General features: G+C 71.8%; 17 protein-coding genes. 4 read left to right on the forward strand and 13 right to left on the reverse strand.

Translation table 11 applies throughout. The annotated features are described in order from the left end of the window. From ACZ4W5_RS22830 to ACZ4W5_RS22855, 6 genes are all read right to left on the reverse strand, one after another. Positions 1 to 808 (reverse strand): NADH-quinone oxidoreductase subunit D-related protein (locus tag ACZ4W5_RS22830; protein ID WP_465656527.1); only part of this gene is annotated, 808 nt, incomplete at its 3' end. Then, entirely contained in the window at positions 808 to 1,521 is a 714-nt protein-coding gene (locus ACZ4W5_RS22835) for an NADH-quinone oxidoreductase subunit C (RefSeq protein WP_360239129.1), read from the reverse strand. The genes ACZ4W5_RS22830 and ACZ4W5_RS22835, both read right to left, overlap by 1 nt. Continuing rightward, complete coding sequence (locus ACZ4W5_RS22840; protein ID WP_074005520.1) at positions 1,518 to 2,072, reverse strand: NuoB/complex I 20 kDa subunit family protein; 555 nt, start codon at positions 2,070 to 2,072, stop codon at positions 1,518 to 1,520. The genes ACZ4W5_RS22835 and ACZ4W5_RS22840 overlap by 4 nt, the downstream gene beginning before the upstream one ends. A gap of 127 nt (positions 2,073 to 2,199) precedes the next feature. Further along, a complete protein-coding gene (locus ACZ4W5_RS22845; RefSeq protein ID WP_360239135.1) occupies positions 2,200 to 2,559 on the reverse strand; it encodes an NADH-quinone oxidoreductase subunit A in 360 nt (119 codons plus the stop codon). Between the two features lie 824 nt (positions 2,560 to 3,383). Then, positions 3,384 to 4,079 (reverse strand): response regulator transcription factor, encoded by a 696-nt coding sequence (locus tag ACZ4W5_RS22850; protein WP_360239138.1) that lies wholly within the window; start codon positions 4,077 to 4,079, stop codon positions 3,384 to 3,386. Further along, complete coding sequence (locus tag ACZ4W5_RS22855; protein WP_465656531.1) at positions 4,076 to 5,203, reverse strand: sensor histidine kinase; 1,128 nt, start codon at positions 5,201 to 5,203, stop codon at positions 4,076 to 4,078. Before ACZ4W5_RS22855 ends, ACZ4W5_RS22850 begins: the two co-directional genes overlap by 4 nt. A gap of 194 nt (positions 5,204 to 5,397) precedes the next feature. Between ACZ4W5_RS22855 and ACZ4W5_RS22860 the strand changes: the two genes are divergently transcribed. Continuing rightward, a complete protein-coding gene (locus tag ACZ4W5_RS22860; protein ID WP_465656532.1) occupies positions 5,398 to 5,982 on the forward strand; it encodes a hypothetical protein in 585 nt (194 codons plus the stop codon). A 13-nt stretch (positions 5,983 to 5,995) separates the two neighbouring features. Here the strand turns inward: ACZ4W5_RS22860 and ACZ4W5_RS22865 are convergent, their stop codons facing one another. Together ACZ4W5_RS22865 and ACZ4W5_RS22870 are read right to left on the reverse strand one after the other, a co-directional pair. Beyond that, positions 5,996 to 6,967: a DMT family transporter gene (locus tag ACZ4W5_RS22865; protein ID WP_465656534.1), complete on the reverse strand. Its 972-nt coding sequence runs from the start codon at positions 6,965 to 6,967 to the stop codon at positions 5,996 to 5,998. 176 nt (positions 6,968 to 7,143) lie between these two features. Next, a complete protein-coding gene (locus ACZ4W5_RS22870) occupies positions 7,144 to 7,809 on the reverse strand; it encodes a CatB-related O-acetyltransferase (protein ID WP_360239151.1) in 666 nt (221 codons plus the stop codon). 94 nt (positions 7,810 to 7,903) lie between these two features. Between ACZ4W5_RS22870 and ACZ4W5_RS22875 the strand changes: the two genes are divergently transcribed. The 3 genes from ACZ4W5_RS22875 (at position 7,904) to ACZ4W5_RS22885 (ending at position 9,847) form a co-directional block, all read left to right on the forward strand. Next, positions 7,904 to 8,548: a TetR/AcrR family transcriptional regulator gene (locus ACZ4W5_RS22875; RefSeq protein WP_465656537.1), complete on the forward strand. Its 645-nt coding sequence runs from the start codon at positions 7,904 to 7,906 to the stop codon at positions 8,546 to 8,548. Positions 8,549 to 8,631: 83 nt separating this feature from the next. Continuing rightward, entirely contained in the window at positions 8,632 to 9,342 is a 711-nt protein-coding gene (locus tag ACZ4W5_RS22880) for a peptidylprolyl isomerase (RefSeq protein WP_465656539.1), read from the forward strand. A gap of 148 nt (positions 9,343 to 9,490) precedes the next feature. Continuing rightward, positions 9,491 to 9,847, forward strand: coding sequence for a MazG-like family protein (locus tag ACZ4W5_RS22885; RefSeq protein ID WP_360239160.1), 357 nt, complete (start codon positions 9,491 to 9,493; stop codon positions 9,845 to 9,847). A gap of 153 nt (positions 9,848 to 10,000) precedes the next feature. Here ACZ4W5_RS22885 and ACZ4W5_RS22890 read toward each other — a convergent pair whose 3' ends face one another. The 5 genes from ACZ4W5_RS22890 to mqnC all read right to left on the reverse strand — a co-directional run bounded on the left by ACZ4W5_RS22890 (position 10,001) and on the right by mqnC (position 15,006). Further along, positions 10,001 to 11,290 carry a geranylgeranyl reductase family protein gene (locus tag ACZ4W5_RS22890; RefSeq protein ID WP_360239377.1) on the reverse strand — a complete coding sequence of 430 codons (1,290 nt, stop codon included), beginning with the start codon at positions 11,288 to 11,290 and terminating at the stop codon, positions 10,001 to 10,003. Between the two features lie 112 nt (positions 11,291 to 11,402). After that, on the reverse strand, positions 11,403 to 12,098 hold the full coding sequence (locus ACZ4W5_RS22895) for a demethylmenaquinone methyltransferase (RefSeq protein WP_360239163.1): 696 nt from the start codon (positions 12,096 to 12,098) through the stop codon (positions 11,403 to 11,405). A 46-nt stretch (positions 12,099 to 12,144) separates the two neighbouring features. Then, positions 12,145 to 12,732 (reverse strand): hypothetical protein, encoded by a 588-nt coding sequence (locus ACZ4W5_RS22900; RefSeq protein WP_360239166.1) that lies wholly within the window; start codon positions 12,730 to 12,732, stop codon positions 12,145 to 12,147. 266 nt (positions 12,733 to 12,998) lie between these two features. Further along, the gene (locus tag ACZ4W5_RS22905) at positions 12,999 to 13,730 is read right to left on the reverse strand and encodes an imidazolonepropionase-like domain-containing protein (RefSeq protein ID WP_465656542.1); all 732 of its coding nucleotides are present in this window, start codon (positions 13,728 to 13,730) and stop codon (positions 12,999 to 13,001) included. A gap of 52 nt (positions 13,731 to 13,782) precedes the next feature. Next, positions 13,783 to 15,006 carry a cyclic dehypoxanthinyl futalosine synthase gene (gene mqnC / locus ACZ4W5_RS22910; RefSeq protein ID WP_360239172.1) on the reverse strand — a complete coding sequence of 408 codons (1,224 nt, stop codon included), beginning with the start codon at positions 15,004 to 15,006 and terminating at the stop codon, positions 13,783 to 13,785. Between the last annotated feature and the right edge of the window lie 135 nt (positions 15,007 to 15,141).

The following is a 15,141-nucleotide window of genomic DNA, read 5'->3' on the forward strand; positions in this document are numbered from 1 at the left end:
CGGTCTTGCGCAGGTCGTGCGGCAGGCCGGTGGCGCGCAGGATCGGGCCGGTGGCGCCCAGGGCCAGGCAGCCGGCCAGGTCCAGGAAGCCGACGTCGACCAGTCGGGCCTTGAACACCGGGTTGCCGGTGGCGAGTTTGTCGTACTCGTGCATCCGGGAGCGGAAGGTGCGGACCGCCTCGCGGATCTGGTCGACGGCGCCGGGAGGCAGGTCCTGGGCCAGGCCGCCGGGGCGGACGTACGCGTGGTTCATGCGCAGGCCGGTGACCAGCTCGAAGACGTCCAGGATCAGCTCGCGGTCCCGGAAGCCGTAGATCATCAGGGTGGTGGAGCCGATCTCCATGCCGCCGGTGGCCAGGCAGACCAGGTGCGAGGCGATCCGGTTGAGCTCCATCATCATCACCCGGATGACGCCGGCCCGGTCCGGGACGTCCTCGGTGATGCCGAGCAGCTTCTCGACCGCCAGGCAGTAGGCGGTCTCGTTGAACAGCGGGGTCAGGTAGTCCATCCGGGTCACGAAGGTGGTGCCCTGGACCCAGCTGCGGAACTCCATGTTCTTCTCGATGCCGGTGTGGAGGTAGCCGATGCCGCAGCGGGCCTCCTTCACCGTCTCGCCGTCGATCTCCAGGATCAGCCGCAGCACGCCGTGGGTGGACGGGTGCTGGGGGCCCATGTTGACGATGATGCGCTCGTCGTCGGCCCGGCCGACCGCCTCGACCACCTCGCCCCAGTCGCCGCCGGTGACGGTGAAGACCCGGCCCTCGGTGGTCTCGCGGGCGTCTGCTTCCTCGTAGTGCTGAGTACTCATCAGCTGTACGACCTCCGCTGGTCGGGAGCCGGGATCTGGGCGCCCTTGTACTCGACGGGGATGCCGCCGAGCGGGTAGTCCTTGCGCTGCGGGTGGCCCAGCCAGTCGTCCGGCATCATGATCCGGGTGAGCGCCGGGTGGCCGTCGAAGACCAGGCCGAAGAAGTCGTAGGCCTCGCGCTCGTGCCAGTCGTTGGTCGGATAGACGCTCACCACGGAGGGGATCCGCGGGTCGGCGTCCGGCGCGGTGACCTCCACCCTGATCAGCCGGCCGTGGGTGATCGAGCGCAGGTGGTAGACCGCGTGCAGCTCGCGGCCCCGGTCGCCCGGGTAGTGCACCCCGCTCACGCCCAGGCACAGCTCGAAGCGCAGCGCCGGGTCGTCGCGCAGGATGCGCACCGCCTTCAACAGGTGGGTGCGGTCGAGGTGGAAGGTGAGCTCGCCGCGGTCGACCACGGTCTTCTCGACCACCTCGGCCGGGTCCAGGCCCTGCTCCTCCAGCGCGCCCTCGAACTCGTCGGCGACCTCGTCGAACCAGCCGCCGTACGGGCGTTCGCTCGGGCCGGGCAGCACGATCGGGGCGGCCAGGCCGCCGAAGCCGGAGGTGTCGCCGGTGCCCTCGGCACCGAACATGCCCTGCCGGCGGCCGACCACCTCGACCGGGATCTCCCGGGGCGGCTGCTCGCGGCGGGTCTCGGGTACCTGTTCGCTCATCGCAGCTGCCCCCGCATTTCGCTGATCGGGGTCGCCTTGAGAGCCAGGGCCTCGCCCAACTCCTCGGCGCGGCGCCGGTTCACGCCCAGCGGCTCGTGCTGGATCTTGTCGTGCAGCTTCAGGATGGCGTCCATCAGCATCTCCGGGCGGGGCGGGCAACCGGGCAGGTAGATGTCCACCGGGACGATGTGGTCGACGCCCTGCACGATCGCGTAGTTGTTGAACATCCCGCCGGAGGAGGCGCAGACGCCCATCGAGATGACCCACTTCGGATTGGGCATCTGGTCGTACACCTGGCGCAGCACCGGGGCCATCTTCTGACTCACCCGGCCCGCCACGATCATCAGATCGGCCTGCCGGGGGGAGCCCCGGAAGACCTCCATCCCGAACCGGGCCAGGTCGTAGCGGCCGGCACCGGTGGTCATCATCTCGATCGCGCAGCAGGCCAGACCGAAGGTGGCCGGGAAGAGTGACGCCTTGCGCACCCAGCCGGCGGCCGTCTCCACGGTCGTGAGCAGAAAGCCGCTCGGCAGCTTCTCCTCGATTCCCATCAGATCCCTCTCAATGCCCTCAAGTCCTCTGGTACGTCCGGCGATGCGCCCGCGGAGCGTCCGGGGGAACGTCCGGCCCGTCCGAGCTTGTCCGCTCGTTCACAAGGGCGGCGGCGCCACCCCTGCCTCAGTCCCACTCCAGGCCGCCGCGGCGCCAGACGTAGGCGTACGCGACGAAGACGGTGGCGATGAACAGGAGCATCTCGACCAGCCCGAAGAGCCCCAGGGAGTCGAAGGTCACCGCCCAGGGGTAGAGGAAGACGATCTCGATGTCGAAGACGATGAAGAGCATCGCCGTCAGGTAGTACTTGATCGGGAACCGACCGCCGCCCACGGGCTGCGGGGTCGGCTCGATGCCGCACTCGTACGCCTCCAACTTGGCCCGGTTGTAGCGCTTGGGGCCGGTGAGTGAGGCCATCACGACGGAACCGACCGCGAACGCCGCCGCGATGGCACCGAGTACGAGGATCGGCGCGTAGGCATTCATAGCCCCCGCTCCCTCCGTCCAGTCGTCCTTGACTGCAGATCGGAACCGGCGGGTCACACTGAGGTGAACCCGCGTTCCAGTTCCCGAGATCCACCTCATGTGAGGCAGTTCACAAAGCCTGGAACGAGCGCATCCTATGCCCGGTGGCTTGTGATCTGCGACACGCAGTTCAACGTCATCTTTGTGATCTACGACACCATGTGAATGGTGGCGAATGTGAACATGCCCAGAGTTGTCAACGCAAAGGAGTCAAATGGTCACAAGTAGTCGCATTTATCTTGGAAGCGGCTGGTCGGGGGCGCATTCCTATATCAACTATGCTCCGGGGATAGCAAATTTCGGGGAGTCATGTTGACGTGTTATAGCGGCTCACTCGGAGGGGTGGTGGGGGGAGGAACGCTTGCTTGACCCTTTGTTCACAAGCGCGCGATGTTGTCGTGGGGGTCTCCCCTCCCCCTCCCCCCCACCCGCCCACCGCCCGCCGCCCGCCGCCCGCCGCCCGCCGCCCGCCGCCCGCGCCAGGGTTGCCCACCTGCTGCCGGTGTCACCTGCGCTGGGCCGGCCGGTCCCCACGCGGGGCTGCTGCGCGCTCGCAGCCCTGGCAGCCTGTGGGCCCCTGGGGGCCTGCCCTCCTCCTCCGCCTCCGCTCAACCCGCCGCCCTCGCGGCTCCGCCTCCCGTGTAGGGCAGGCCCAACTTCCCGCTGCGGCCCTCGAATCCCTCGGCCCGCCTCCTCCTCTGCCCTGCCTCCCTCTCGCTCTCGGGCCGCGCCCTGGCTCAGGCCGCCTCCGTCGTTCCGCTCTCGCCCTTCGGGCCAGGGGCCGGCTACCGGTTGCCGACTGCCTGTTCCCACACCCAGGCCGCGATGCCCACCCGGTTACGGGCACCGAGCTTGCGCTGGATGTTGGCGAGGTGGTTCTTCACCGTTCCCGGTGAGATGAAGAGCCCGGCGCCGATCTCGGCGTTGGTCGCTCCATCGGCCACCAGCTCAGCGATCTCCTTTTCCCTCTCGGTCAGTTCTTCCACCGGGCCGGCTATCAAAGGGCCCGGCACGCCTGCCCCGCCCGCGGACCCCGGCACAGGGGCGGCACCCGGCAGCGCCATGTGCTGCAACAACCGCACAGTGACCTGCGGACTGATCAACGCGTCCCCGGCCATCGCCGCCCTGACCGCCTCGATCAGCAGAACCGGCCCCGAGCGCTTGAGCAGGAAGCCCGCCGCACCGTGCCGCAAGGCCGTGTGCACGTACTCGTCCAGGTCGAAGGTGGTCACCACGATCACCTTGCACTGGCCGGCGAGTTGCCGCGTGACCTCCAGGCCGTCGAGCTTCGGCATCCGGATGTCCGCGAGCACCACGTCCGGCCGCAGTCTCTTCGCCTCCTGTACCGCCGCGGCACCGTCCGAGGCCTCGGCCACCACCGTCATGTCCGGCTGGACGTCCAGGATCATCCTGAACGCACTGCGGATGTCCGCCTGGTCATCCGCGACCAGGATCCGGATCGGCTTTGCACTGCTGCTCATCCGCTCATCTCCCCTGCACCCGCACTCGTCCTCATCGGGGTCTCCGGCCGCTCCGGCTCCTCCCGACCTGCCAACGGCAGCCTCGCCGTCACCCGCCAGGCCTCCCGCTCATGCGCTCCCGCCTCGAAGGTGCCGCCGAGTGCCTCCACCCGCGCGGCCAGACCAGGCAGTCCGCTGCCGCCGCCCCGCCTGGGCCGACTGGCCGCCCCCGCCGGCCGACCGTCGTTCGTCACGGTCAGCTCCAGCCACTCACCGACGCGGCGCGCCCGGACGTCGACCCGTGCGGCGCCCTGGGCATGCCGTCGGACATTGGTCAGCGCCTCGACGACGATCCGGTGGACCGTCCCTCCCAGCTCCCTCGGTACCGGCTGCTCCGGCAGTTCCAGCCGGACCTCCGCGCCGCCCGCGGCGGTGAACCGCTCCGCCACCTCCGCGAGTTCCGAAAGCCCCGGCTGTGGGCCGCGCCCGGTCCCCTCCTCCGTGCGCAGCAGCTGGACCGTCCGGTCAAGTGATGCCAGGGCCCGCTGCCCGGCCTGCTCTATCCGTTCGAACATGGCGACCGCTCGGGCCGGGTCGACCGAGGCCAGGTAGGCGCCGGCCTGGGCCTGGGCCACCATGCCGCTGACGTCGTGCGCCACGAAGTCGTGCAGGTCGTGGGCCAGTTCGAGCCGCTGGGCCCGCTTGGCCTCGACCACCGCCTTGGTGCGCCCCTCGTCCAGGCCCCTCAGGTAGAGCCCGATCAGAACGGCCGGCAGGGAGAGCGCCGAGCCGAAGCCGAAGATCGTGAGGACGTCCCCGGGCCCCTCGACGAACGCGAACCTGGTCAGCCAGAGGGCGACCGCTCCGCATGCCGTCCAGGCCGCCACCGCGCACCGCGGGCCGTCCTCGGTGCGCAGGGTGATGACCACCGACAGCAGCAGGACGGCCAGTTCGACCAGGCCGAGCAGGCCGGCCCAGCGGTCGCCCTCCGCCCAGCGGCCGAGGATCCAGACGGCGGCCGTGACCACCGCCGAGGACACCCCGAGCGCCAAGGTCACGGCTGCCGCACCACGGCGGCCCCGCGCCGACCAAGCCGGCAGTGCCAGGACCAGGACGACCCCGGACAGGATCTGAGTCATCGCCATCACCTCTCCTCGACTCATCGACTGCCGTCACATTACGGCGCGGGAGGGACGGCACACCTGTGCCGATCGGCACATTTCAAAGGGCAGTTGAGCAGGAGGAACAGCCCGATCGGCATCTGCCGCCGGCCCTTCCCGGCCGCCAGTCTTGAGTCATCGCACCGGCCACGGGGCCGGAGCCGAAGGGAGTGCACGCCATGTCGAAGCTCGTGATCAACGCCCGCGTATCCGACCACCGGGTCGGGGCGGTCGACGCGGTCGCCCCGGACGTCCCGCCCGCCCCGCGTTGGGCCCGGATCGCCGCCACGGCCGCCGCGCTCAGCACGGTTCCCTCGGGGCTGTGGCGGATCGTCTTCGGCTTCGGCGTCCCGCTCGGTTTCAGCGGAGCGACGGCCGCGGCGTACGCGGAACACCAGCCGGGCTGGGGCACGGTCTACTGCGTGGCGCTGAGTGCGTTGGCGGAGGGGCTGGCGTTCCTGACCCTTGGCCTGGTCCGGCCCTGGGGGCACGTGGTTCCGCGCTGGATCCCGCTGATAGGCGGTCGACGGGTGCGCCCGCTGTTCGCCGTCGTTCCGTCCCTGTTGGGCGCGCTCGTCCTGACCTGGCTCGGGCTGTTCGCCCTGTTCGGCGGCTGGGCCGGGAACCTGGCCGAGGCGGACTCGCCGCACGGCCTCGGTGCCCTGGTGATGACTCTCGCCTACCTGCCCCTGGTCGCCTGGGGCCCGCTGCTGGGCGCGGTCACCATCGACTACGCCCGCCGGACTCTGTGGCGGCGCCAGTGACGAGGGCCGCCGGTCAGACCGAGGCCGGCTCCGGGCTCGGCTCCTCCGCCTCGGGTGCGCTCTCGCCCGCGTTCGCGGCCGGGCGCGGCGCAGGGGCGGTCCGCCGCCCCCACTCGGTCGCGATCAGCACCAGGGCTCCGCCGAGCAGGGCGAGCGGGCCCATCCGGTTCCCGGCCACGGTGAGGCCGAAGACGGCGGCCCACAGCGGTTCGGTGCCGAGCAGCAGGCTCACCCGGGACGGCGAGGTGGCCCGGACGGCCCACATCTGGACGAAGAAGGCGAACAGGGTGCAGAACAGGGACAGATGCAGCAGCCAGGCCCACTGGCCGGCCCCGTACGAGCGTGCGACCGTCCAGGGCGCCGGCCCGACGGACAGCGCCACCACGGCGAACACTCCGGTGGCCGAGGCGAGTTGGACCCAGGTGACGGCGAGCATGTCGGTGTCGCGGACGGCTCGGGTGCGGGCCATCGCCAGGACGTACGCCGAGCGGACGAGGGCGGCGCCCAGTACCAGCAGGTCACCGAGGGTCGGAGGGCGCAGCCCGCCGTCGCCGGTGAGCAGGGCTACGCCGAGCACGGCCAGCCCGGCGGCCGCGAGGAAGGCCCGCGGCGGTGCGGTCCGGCCGAGGGCGCTCTCGCCGAGCGGGGTGAGCACCATCGCGAGGCTGATGATCAGCCCGGCGTTGGTCGCGGAGGTGTGCACGGCACCGTAGGTCTCCAGCAGGAAGATCCCGCTGAGGACCAGGCCCAGCGCGGCGCCGCCGAGCCATTCGGCGCGGCTCAGCTTCCGCAGGGCCCGCCAGGCGACCACCCCGAGCAGCGGCAGCACCAGCCCGAAGCGCAGGACGAGCATCGCCACGACCGTCTCCGGGTCGGCCACCCGCTGGACGGCGAGGAAGCTCGACCCCCACACCACTGCCACGAGCAGGACCGGCAGATCGCGAAGGACCGATGAGGACGAGAACGAGGACAGGGAGGCACGCATGAGGAGGATCCCTCCGTACGAACGGAACCGGCGGGTGCGAGGACCGTACGGCGTCGGACGGACCCGGGAGCTGGGCGTGTGGCTCAGCGGGGGACGGGGCGAGGGGTGGAGCACGGGGGCGCCATCTTCGCGCACCGGGCTGCCGATGATCAATGCCCCTGCCGGGCGCCGGCGGGTCAGGAGGCGAGCAGGCCGTTCGTCTCGGCGATGTCCTCGATGTCGGCTGGAGTACCGGACATGATGGCGCGGACGTGCTCGGTGACGAGCTCGGCAGGCCAGTCCCACCAGGCGGCCCGGAGGAGGCGTTCGATGTCGGCGTCGTCGAAGCGGCGTCGGATCGGGCGGGCGGGGTTGCCGCCGACGATCGTGTAGGGCTCGACGTCGGCGGTGACCACCGCACCGGCCGCGATGATCGCTCCGTCGCCGATCCGGACGCCCGGCAGGACGGTGGCGCCGAAGCCGAACCAGACGTCGTTGCCGACCACGGTGTCGCCACGGCTGGGCAGGCCCGTGACGATGTCGAGGGTCTGCTCGGTCCAGCTGCCGCCGAACATCGTGAAGGGAAAGGTGGAGACGCCGATGGCCGGGTGGGCGGCCCCGGCCATCAGGAAGCGGGTGCCGGTGGCGATCGCGCAGTACTTGCCGATCACCAGTCGTTCGGGGCCGTAGGCGTAGAGGACGTTGCGTTCCTCGAAGCGGGTGGCTCCGTCGGGGTCGTCGAAGTACGTGTACTCGCCGACCTCGATCCTCGGGTCGGTGACGAGCGGGCGCAGCAGGACCACTCGGTCGTGGCCGGCGAGCGGGTGGAGGGCGGTCGGGTCGGGGACGGCGCGGGTGGTCACACAGGCTCCTCTCGTAATGCGACGTGAGTCGCATTAAGATGAGCATGGCACACCCGCCACCCCGCAGCAAGCCTTAATGCGACAGGAGTCGACTTTGAGCGAGGCCGCCACCCCCGACCAGCAGCCACCCCGCACGCCCACCCCGCGCCCGGGCGGGCGCAGCGCCCGGGTCCGCGCGGACGTGGTCGCCGCCACGCTCGCCGAGGTCACCGAGAAGGGGTACGACGGACTCACCGCTGAGGCGGTCGCGGCGCGGTCCGGCGTCCACAAGGCGACTCTCTACCGACGGTGGGGCGGAGTGGACGGCCTGATCGCCGACGCCCTGACCGCCTCCGCCGACCAACCCTGGCCACTGCCCGACACCGGAGACCTCCAGGAGGACCTCCGCCGAATCACCCAGGAGGTCTTCCACGTCTTCACCGACCCGGAGCTGGGTCCCACACCCACCGCGCTGATCTCCGCCGCCCAACGCTCCGACGCCGGCGCGGCCGCCCTTCGCGGGTTCTTCGCGGCCCGCCACCGCCAGGCCGCCGAGGTCGCCGAACGGGCCGTTGCCCGCGGCGACCTGCCGGCCGGGACGGACGGCGCCGAGGTGATCAGGGCGGCCACCGCCCCGCTCTACTACCGACTGTTCGTCACCGGCGAACCGCTGGATTCCGGCACCGCCGAGCGGGCCGCCGACGCCGCCGCCCTCGCCGCCCGAGCCGGACTGTTCACGCCCACCCCGAAGGAGAACTGACACCACGTCATCACCGACGGCCGAAGGAGCCTCAGTCGCCCCACCCCCTACCGAAGGCCCACTCGGCCGTGGATGATTCCTCCATGACAAGTACGCCGTCCACCACCCCCCGGAAGGCCCGTCACGTGAAGCGCACGCACTGGGCGCTGGTCGCCGCCGCCACCGTCCTCCCACTTGCGGCGAGCACCGGCACGGCCGTCGCGGCCCCCTCCGGCGCCACCCCAGCCCCGAGCGCGGCCTGCACCTACACACCCGCCGTCCCGGCCGACAACTTCAAGGGCATCCCGGTCTTCGACGCCGCGAAGGCAGCCCGCCCCTACCAGGCGACCCTGCGGACCAACCAGGGCCCGATCACCTTCGAGGCACTGACCGACAAGGCGCCCTGCACCACCTTCTCGTTCCGCTTCCTCGCCGAGCACGACTACTTCGACCGCAGCCACTGCCACCGACTCACCACCCAGCGGATCTACGTGTTGCAGTGCGGAGACCCGACCGGGACGGGCAGCGGCGGTCCGGGCTACTCCTTCCCGGACGAGAACCTGACCGGAGCCACCTATCCGGCCGGCACCGTGGCCATGGCCAACGCCGGCCCGAACACCAACGGAAGCCAGTTCTTCATCGTCTGGAAGGACACCAAGCTCTCCCCCGCCTACACCCCGTTCGGCCGCGTGACGGCCGGTCTGGACGTCCTGCAGAAGATCGCCGCCGCCGGCGAGGACGACCAGAACGGCCCGGGCGACGGATTCCCGAACGTCCCCGTGAACATCCGCCACGTGAACATCAGCAAGCGCTGATCCACCGGCCGGGCAGGGCGAACACCTGGGGTGGGCCGGACGGCAGCGGTCCGGGTGACAGCGGGCCGGACGGCAGCGGTCCGGCCCGCCCCCCTTGCCGCTCCCGTACGGTGGCAGCACCAACGACACCGCAGGGGAGCAGCGCCGCATGGACAGCCGGATCTGGGAGAGCGTCGACCAGCTGGTCGCGCGGCTGGACGAACAGAGCACCCAATCGCCGCAGGAGGAGCGCCTGCTGCGGCTGCTCAAGCTCTCCGAGGAGATCGGCGAGGTCGGCGCCGCGGTGATCGGCGCGACCGGTCAGAACCCGCGCAAGGGCGTCACCCACACCTGGGAGGACGTCCAGCACGAGCTCTGCGACGTCGTGTTCAGCGCCCTGGTCGCCCTGCGGACGCTCACCCCCGACGCGGCCCGGGTGTTCGACGAGCGCCTCGCCTACGTCGAACAGCGCTCCGCCGCCTCCCGTGACACGGCGGAGCAGGAGACGGCACCGAAGTCGCCCTGAACCGGGCCGCGCACCCGCACCCCAGGCGCGCCCCCACGCCAGGCGCGCCAACGCCCCAGACGGCCCAGGCACCCCGGTCGCTCCAATACCCCGGCACCCCGGTCGCCCCGAGCACCCCCGGGTGCCCCAAGCACCCCCAGGCACCCCGCCGCCTCAGGCGTTCGGCGCGACCCTCGCCAGCCCGTTGATCACGCGGTCCATCGCGTCGCCGCCCTGCGGGTCGGTGAGGTTGGCGAGCAGCTTGAGGGTGAAGCGCATCAGCAGCGGGCGCGGCAGGCCGTGCTGGGCGGCGAGCTGCATCACCTTGGGGTTGCCGATGAGCTTCACGAAGGCGCGGCCGAGCGTGTAGTAGCCGCCGTACACGTCCTTGAGGATGCGCGGGTAGGCCTGCAGGGCGCGCTCGCGGCCGCCCTCGGTGACGCGGGCGTGGGCCTGCACGATGACGCCGGCGGCGATCTGGCCGGATTCCATCGCGTAGGCGATGCCCTCGCCGTTGAACGGGTTGACCATGCCGCCCGCGTCGCCGACCAGCAGCAGGCCGCGGGTGTAGTGCGGCTGCCGGTTGAAGGCCATCGGCAGGGCGGCGCCGCGGATCGGCTCGGTCATGTTCTCGGGGGTGTAGCCCCACTCGGCCGGCATGCTCGCGCACCAGGCCTTGAGCACCTCGCGCCAGTCGAGTTCGCCGAAGGCGGGCGAGGAGTTGAGGATGCCGAGGCCGACGTTGGAGGTGCCGTCGCCCATGCCGAAGACCCAGCCGTAGCCGGGCAGCAGCTTGCGCTGGCCGCCGCGGGTGTCCCACAGCTCCAGCCAGGACTCCAGGTAGTCGTCGTCGTGGCGCGGCGAGTTGAAGTAGGTGCGGTAGGCGACGCCCATCGGGCGGTCCTCGCGGCGGTGCAGGCCCATGGCGAGGGAGAGCCGGGTGGAGTTGCCGTCGGCGGCGACGACCAGCGGGGCGCGGAAGGTGACCGGTCGCTTCTCCTCGCCGAGCTTGGCGGTGACGCCGACGATCCGGCCGGTGCGCTCGTCCAGGACCGGGCCGCTGACGTTGCAGCGCTCGTACAGCCGGGCGCCGGCCTTCTCGGCCTGGCGGGCGAGCAGTTCGTCGAAGTCGGCGCGCTTGCGGACCAGGCCGTAGTCGGGGAAGGAGGCCAGCTCGGGCCAGTCCAGCTCCAGCCGGACGCCGCCGCCGATGATGCGCAGGCCCTTGTTGTGCAGCCAGCCGTTCTCGGTGGAGACGTCGATGCCCATGTCCACCAGCTGCTTGGTGGCACGCGGGGTGAGGCCGTCGCCGCAGACCTTCTCGCGCGGGAAGGCGGTCTTCTCCAGCAGCAGGACGTCCAGCCCGGCCTGGGCGAGGTAGTACGCGGTGGTGGCGCCGGCCGGGCCCGCGCCGACCACGATGACGTCGGCGGTGCTCTCGACCGTGCTGTCCGGCTTCGTCAGATCGGCTGCGGTCTCGGACACGTGGACACACTCCTGGAGCTGCGGCGGGGGATGGCGGCTTTTGTCTCCGGCAGTCTAGTTCCGCTGACGCTGCCGGAGACGCCCCCTCCGGCTACGCCTGCTTGTACCCGCGGTGCAGCGCGACGATCCCGCCGGTCAGGTTCCGCCAGGCGACCTTCGACCAGCCGCTCTCCTGCATCCGGGCGGCCAGCGCGGGCTGGTCCGGCCAGACCCGGATGGACTCGGCGAGGTACACGTACGCGTCCGGGTTGCTGCTGACGGCGGTGGCCACGGGCGGCAGCGCGCGCATCAGGTACTCGGTGTAGACGGTCCGGAACGGCGTCCAGGTCGGCGTGGAGAACTCGCAGATCACCAGCTTGCCGCCGGGCTTGGTGACCCGGTGCATCTCGCGCAGCGCCGCGTCGGTCTCCTGGACGTTGCGCAGCGCGAAGGAGATCGTCACCGAGTCGAAGGTGTCGTCCGCGAAGGGCAGTCGGGTGGCGTCGCCGGCGGTGAGCGGCAGCTCGGGGTGGCGGCGCTTGCCCTCGGTGAGCATGCCGACCGAGAAGTCGCACGGGACGACGTCGGCCCCGGCCTCGGCGAAGGGCAGCGAGGAGGTGCCGGTGCCGGCTCCGAGGTCGAGCACGAGGTCCCCCGGTCCGGCGGCCACCGCCTCGGCCACCGCCCGGCGCCAGGCGCGGGCCTGGCCGAGGGAGAGCACGTCGTTGGTGAGGTCGTACTTGGCCGCGACGTCGTCGAACATGGCGGCGACTTCGTGCGGCTGCTTGTCCAGGGAGGCTCGGGTCACGCCCCCCATTGTTCACCCTGCGACGGCCGCCCCGACCAACGGGGCCTCAGTGCGATCCGCGCCGCCCGCCCGCGCGACGGCGGCGGCGCGAGCGCTTGCCCTGGGTTATCGCCGGCATCCCCTCGGCCAGGGCCCCGGTCGCCATGGCCAGGTTGGCGGCGATCCGGCCCTGGCCGCTGCGGACGGCGACGGCCCGCCGGTGGCGCCGGATGCGCAGCATGCAGATCACGAACAGCACGACGGCGACGGGCACGCTGAACCGGGCCAGGCCGACGCCGACGGGCTGCGGGTAGGTGTCGCCGCAGATCCGGACCGCGCCCGGGTCGTCGGCGGCGTGTTCGAGGCAGACGGCGTCGCCGAGCTTGATGCCGTCGGCGAGCGGCAGCGCGGCGGCGGTGTGCGGCTGGCCGCTGACCTTGTAGCTGACGGCGCTGTAGGTGCCGCCGCCGGTCGGCAGCTGGGTGACGACGCCCTCGACTCTCACCGGGTGGGCCGCGATCCGGTCGGCCTGGTCGGCCTGGCGCCAACCGAGCAGGCACATCCCGACGGCCAGCACGGCGCTGAGCACGGCGGCGAGGTACCAACCACGGCCCATCCGCGGGGTTCGCGGCGGGGGGACGGTCGCGGTTCGCATGGTTCCTGTCCTGGCTTGCCTCCGGGGCCTGGGCACGGCCCCGCCGCCCGCGGGTACGGGTGGTGGTGTGGTGAGGGTACGGAGTGAGCTGTCCGGGATCGTATCCGCTGGCGGGCCCTCAGGTCACGGTGAAGGGACAATCACCCCCCTGGGAGGGCACGGCAGTTCGAGTGCACACGAAGGAAGTCCCGTGCACCGCAAGGCAATCCGCCTACTGACGAGTACGTCACACCGGCGAGCTCACGCCCGCCTCCGCCCGCGGACGGTCACCTCCGCCGGTACACCAACCGCCCGGCCAGCACGGTCGCCAGGCACCCGCCGGCCGCCGGCCGGACCCCGCCCTCCTCCGCCACCACCGGGAACACCGCGAAGTCCGCCCGCCCACCGGCCGCGACCCGCCCGTGCACGGCCCGGGCGAGCGGCAGCACCGCCAAGGGGTCCAACGGGCCCGCCCCTTCGCCCAGCTCCCCCGCCCCCGGCAGCTCAGCAGCCTCCACAGCCCCAGCCAGTCCAGCAGCCCCAGACAGCCCCGCAGCACCAGACAGCCCGGCAGCCCCCGCAGCCCCCGGCAGCGGCACCAGCCCCGACCGCGCCACCGCCGTCCGCACCGCCGCCCGCGCGAACGGCCCGGCCACCGCCGTCACGCCGAACCCGAGCATCCGCTGCAGGCCGCGCCGCGCGCTGGCCCCGTACCGGGCCTCGTCGGTGCAGCCGACCAGCCCGTCCACGACCGGCTCGACGCCGATCTCCTCACGCGGGTCCGGGTGGTAGTCCCGCTCCAGCAACCGCTGCCCGCAGGGGTTGCGCAGGCCGGGCGCGAGCAGGGCCCGGCCCCAGTCCCGGACCCGGGCCGACGGGTGGGCCGCCGCCAGCTCCGCGTACGGGCCGACGGCCTCGACCAGTTCACCGCGCACCACCACCGCCCCGTCGGCGAAGGACGGGGCGGTGGGTTCGGCGGGGTCGGGCAGCAGGAACTCGGCCCGGTGCAGAGTCAGCACGGCGTCGACCGGAGCGGTCTCGGGTGTCCGTGGTCCTCGGTCGTCCGGGGCCTCAGTCGTTGTCCAGGATCTTGAGCTCGGGGTGGGCCGTGCCGCCCTCAATCGCCGTGGAGGCGATGTGCGAGGCGACCCGGGGGTCGACCGGGTCGTTGGCCGGGTCGTCCAGCACCCGCAGGTGCTCGTAGGTGGTGGAGCGCTGCGCCGGGACGCGGTCGGCGGCGCGGATGAGGTGGATCAGCTCGGTGAGGTTGGAGCGGTGCTTGGCACCGGCCGCCGAGACGACGTTCTCCTCCAGCATCACGGAGCCCAGGTCGTCGGCGCCGTAGTGCAGCGACAGCTGTCCCGCCTCCTTGCCGGTGGTGAGCCAGGAGCCCTGGATGTGGGCGACGTTGTCGAGGAACAGGCGGGCGATCGCGATCATCCGCAGGTACTCGAAGACGGTGGCCTGGGTCGAGCCCTTGAGGTGGTTGTTCTGCGGCTGGTAGGTGTAGGGGATGAAGGCGCGGAAGCCGCCGGTGCGGTCCTGCACCTCGCGGATCATCCGCAGGTGCTCGATCCGCTCGGCGTTGGTCTCGCCGGTGCCCATCAGCATGGTGGAGGTGGACTCCACGCCGAGGCCGTGCGCGGCCTCCATGATCTCCAGCCAGCGCTCGCCGGACTCCTTGAGCGGGGCGATCGCCTTGCGCGGCCGCTCCGGGAGCAGCTCGGCGCCGGCGCCGGCGAAGGAGTCCAGGCCCGCCTTGTGGATCCGGGTGATGGCCTCCTCGATGGAGACCCCCGAGATCCGGGACATGTGCTCGACCTCGGAGGCGCCCAGCGAGTGGATCACCAGCTGGGGGAAGTCGGCCTTGATCGCCGAGAAGGCGCGCTCGTAGTACTCGACGCCGTAGTCCGGGTGGTGGCCGCCCTGGAACATGATCTGGGTGCCGCCCAGCTCGACCGTCTCGGCGCAGCGGCGCAGGATCTCGTCGAGCTCGCGGGACCACCCCTTGTCGCTCTTCGGCGGCACGTAGAACGCGCAGAACTTGCACGCCGTCACGCAGACGTTGGTGTAGTTGATGTTGCGCTCGATGATGTACGTCGCGATGTGCTCGGTACCCGCGTAGCGGCGGCGGCGCACCGCGTCGGCGGCGGAGCCGAGCGCGTGCAGCGGCGCCGAGCGGTAGAGCTCCAGCGCCTCCTCCGGGGTGATCCGGCCGCCTGCGGCGGCCCGGTCGAGCACGGCCTGCAGGTCGGTGCTGGACGCATCGAGGGTGGTCGCTGCGAGCTCGGTCACCTGGCGGCCTTCTCTCTCTCAAGTGCAACTCGGGTACGGCCGAACCAGCCTACGCCAGGCCTTACGGGCGCCCGCGTCAGCCCGCTGAACTGCGCCTCGACCCGCCTCACCGGGCCGCCTCACCGCCCCGCCCCG

The sequence above is a fragment of the Kitasatospora sp. NPDC029367 genome, assembly GCF_055569135.1.

Excerpts from the sequence above, each read along its gene's own strand:
- ACZ4W5_RS22835 (WP_360239129.1), bottom strand. The coding sequence starts at position 1,521 with ATGAGCGAACAGGTACCCGAGACCCGCCGCGAGCAGCCGCCCCGGGAG.
- ACZ4W5_RS22840 (WP_074005520.1), bottom strand. The coding sequence starts at position 2,072 with ATGGGAATCGAGGAGAAGCTGCCGAGCGGCTTTCTGCTCACGACCGTG.
- ACZ4W5_RS22845 (WP_360239135.1), bottom strand. The coding sequence starts at position 2,559 with ATGAATGCCTACGCGCCGATCCTCGTACTCGGTGCCATCGCGGCGGCG.
- ACZ4W5_RS22850 (WP_360239138.1), bottom strand. The coding sequence starts at position 4,079 with ATGAGCAGCAGTGCAAAGCCGATCCGGATCCTGGTCGCGGATGACCAG.
- ACZ4W5_RS22855 (WP_465656531.1), bottom strand. The coding sequence starts at position 5,203 with ATGGCGATGACTCAGATCCTGTCCGGGGTCGTCCTGGTCCTGGCACTG.
- ACZ4W5_RS22860 (WP_465656532.1), top strand. The coding sequence starts at position 5,398 with ATGTCGAAGCTCGTGATCAACGCCCGCGTATCCGACCACCGGGTCGGG.
- ACZ4W5_RS22865 (WP_465656534.1), bottom strand. The coding sequence starts at position 6,967 with ATGCGTGCCTCCCTGTCCTCGTTCTCGTCCTCATCGGTCCTTCGCGAT.
- ACZ4W5_RS22880 (WP_465656539.1), top strand. The coding sequence starts at position 8,632 with ATGACAAGTACGCCGTCCACCACCCCCCGGAAGGCCCGTCACGTGAAG.
- ACZ4W5_RS22885 (WP_360239160.1), top strand. The coding sequence starts at position 9,491 with ATGGACAGCCGGATCTGGGAGAGCGTCGACCAGCTGGTCGCGCGGCTG.
- ACZ4W5_RS22900 (WP_360239166.1), bottom strand. The coding sequence starts at position 12,732 with ATGCGAACCGCGACCGTCCCCCCGCCGCGAACCCCGCGGATGGGCCGT.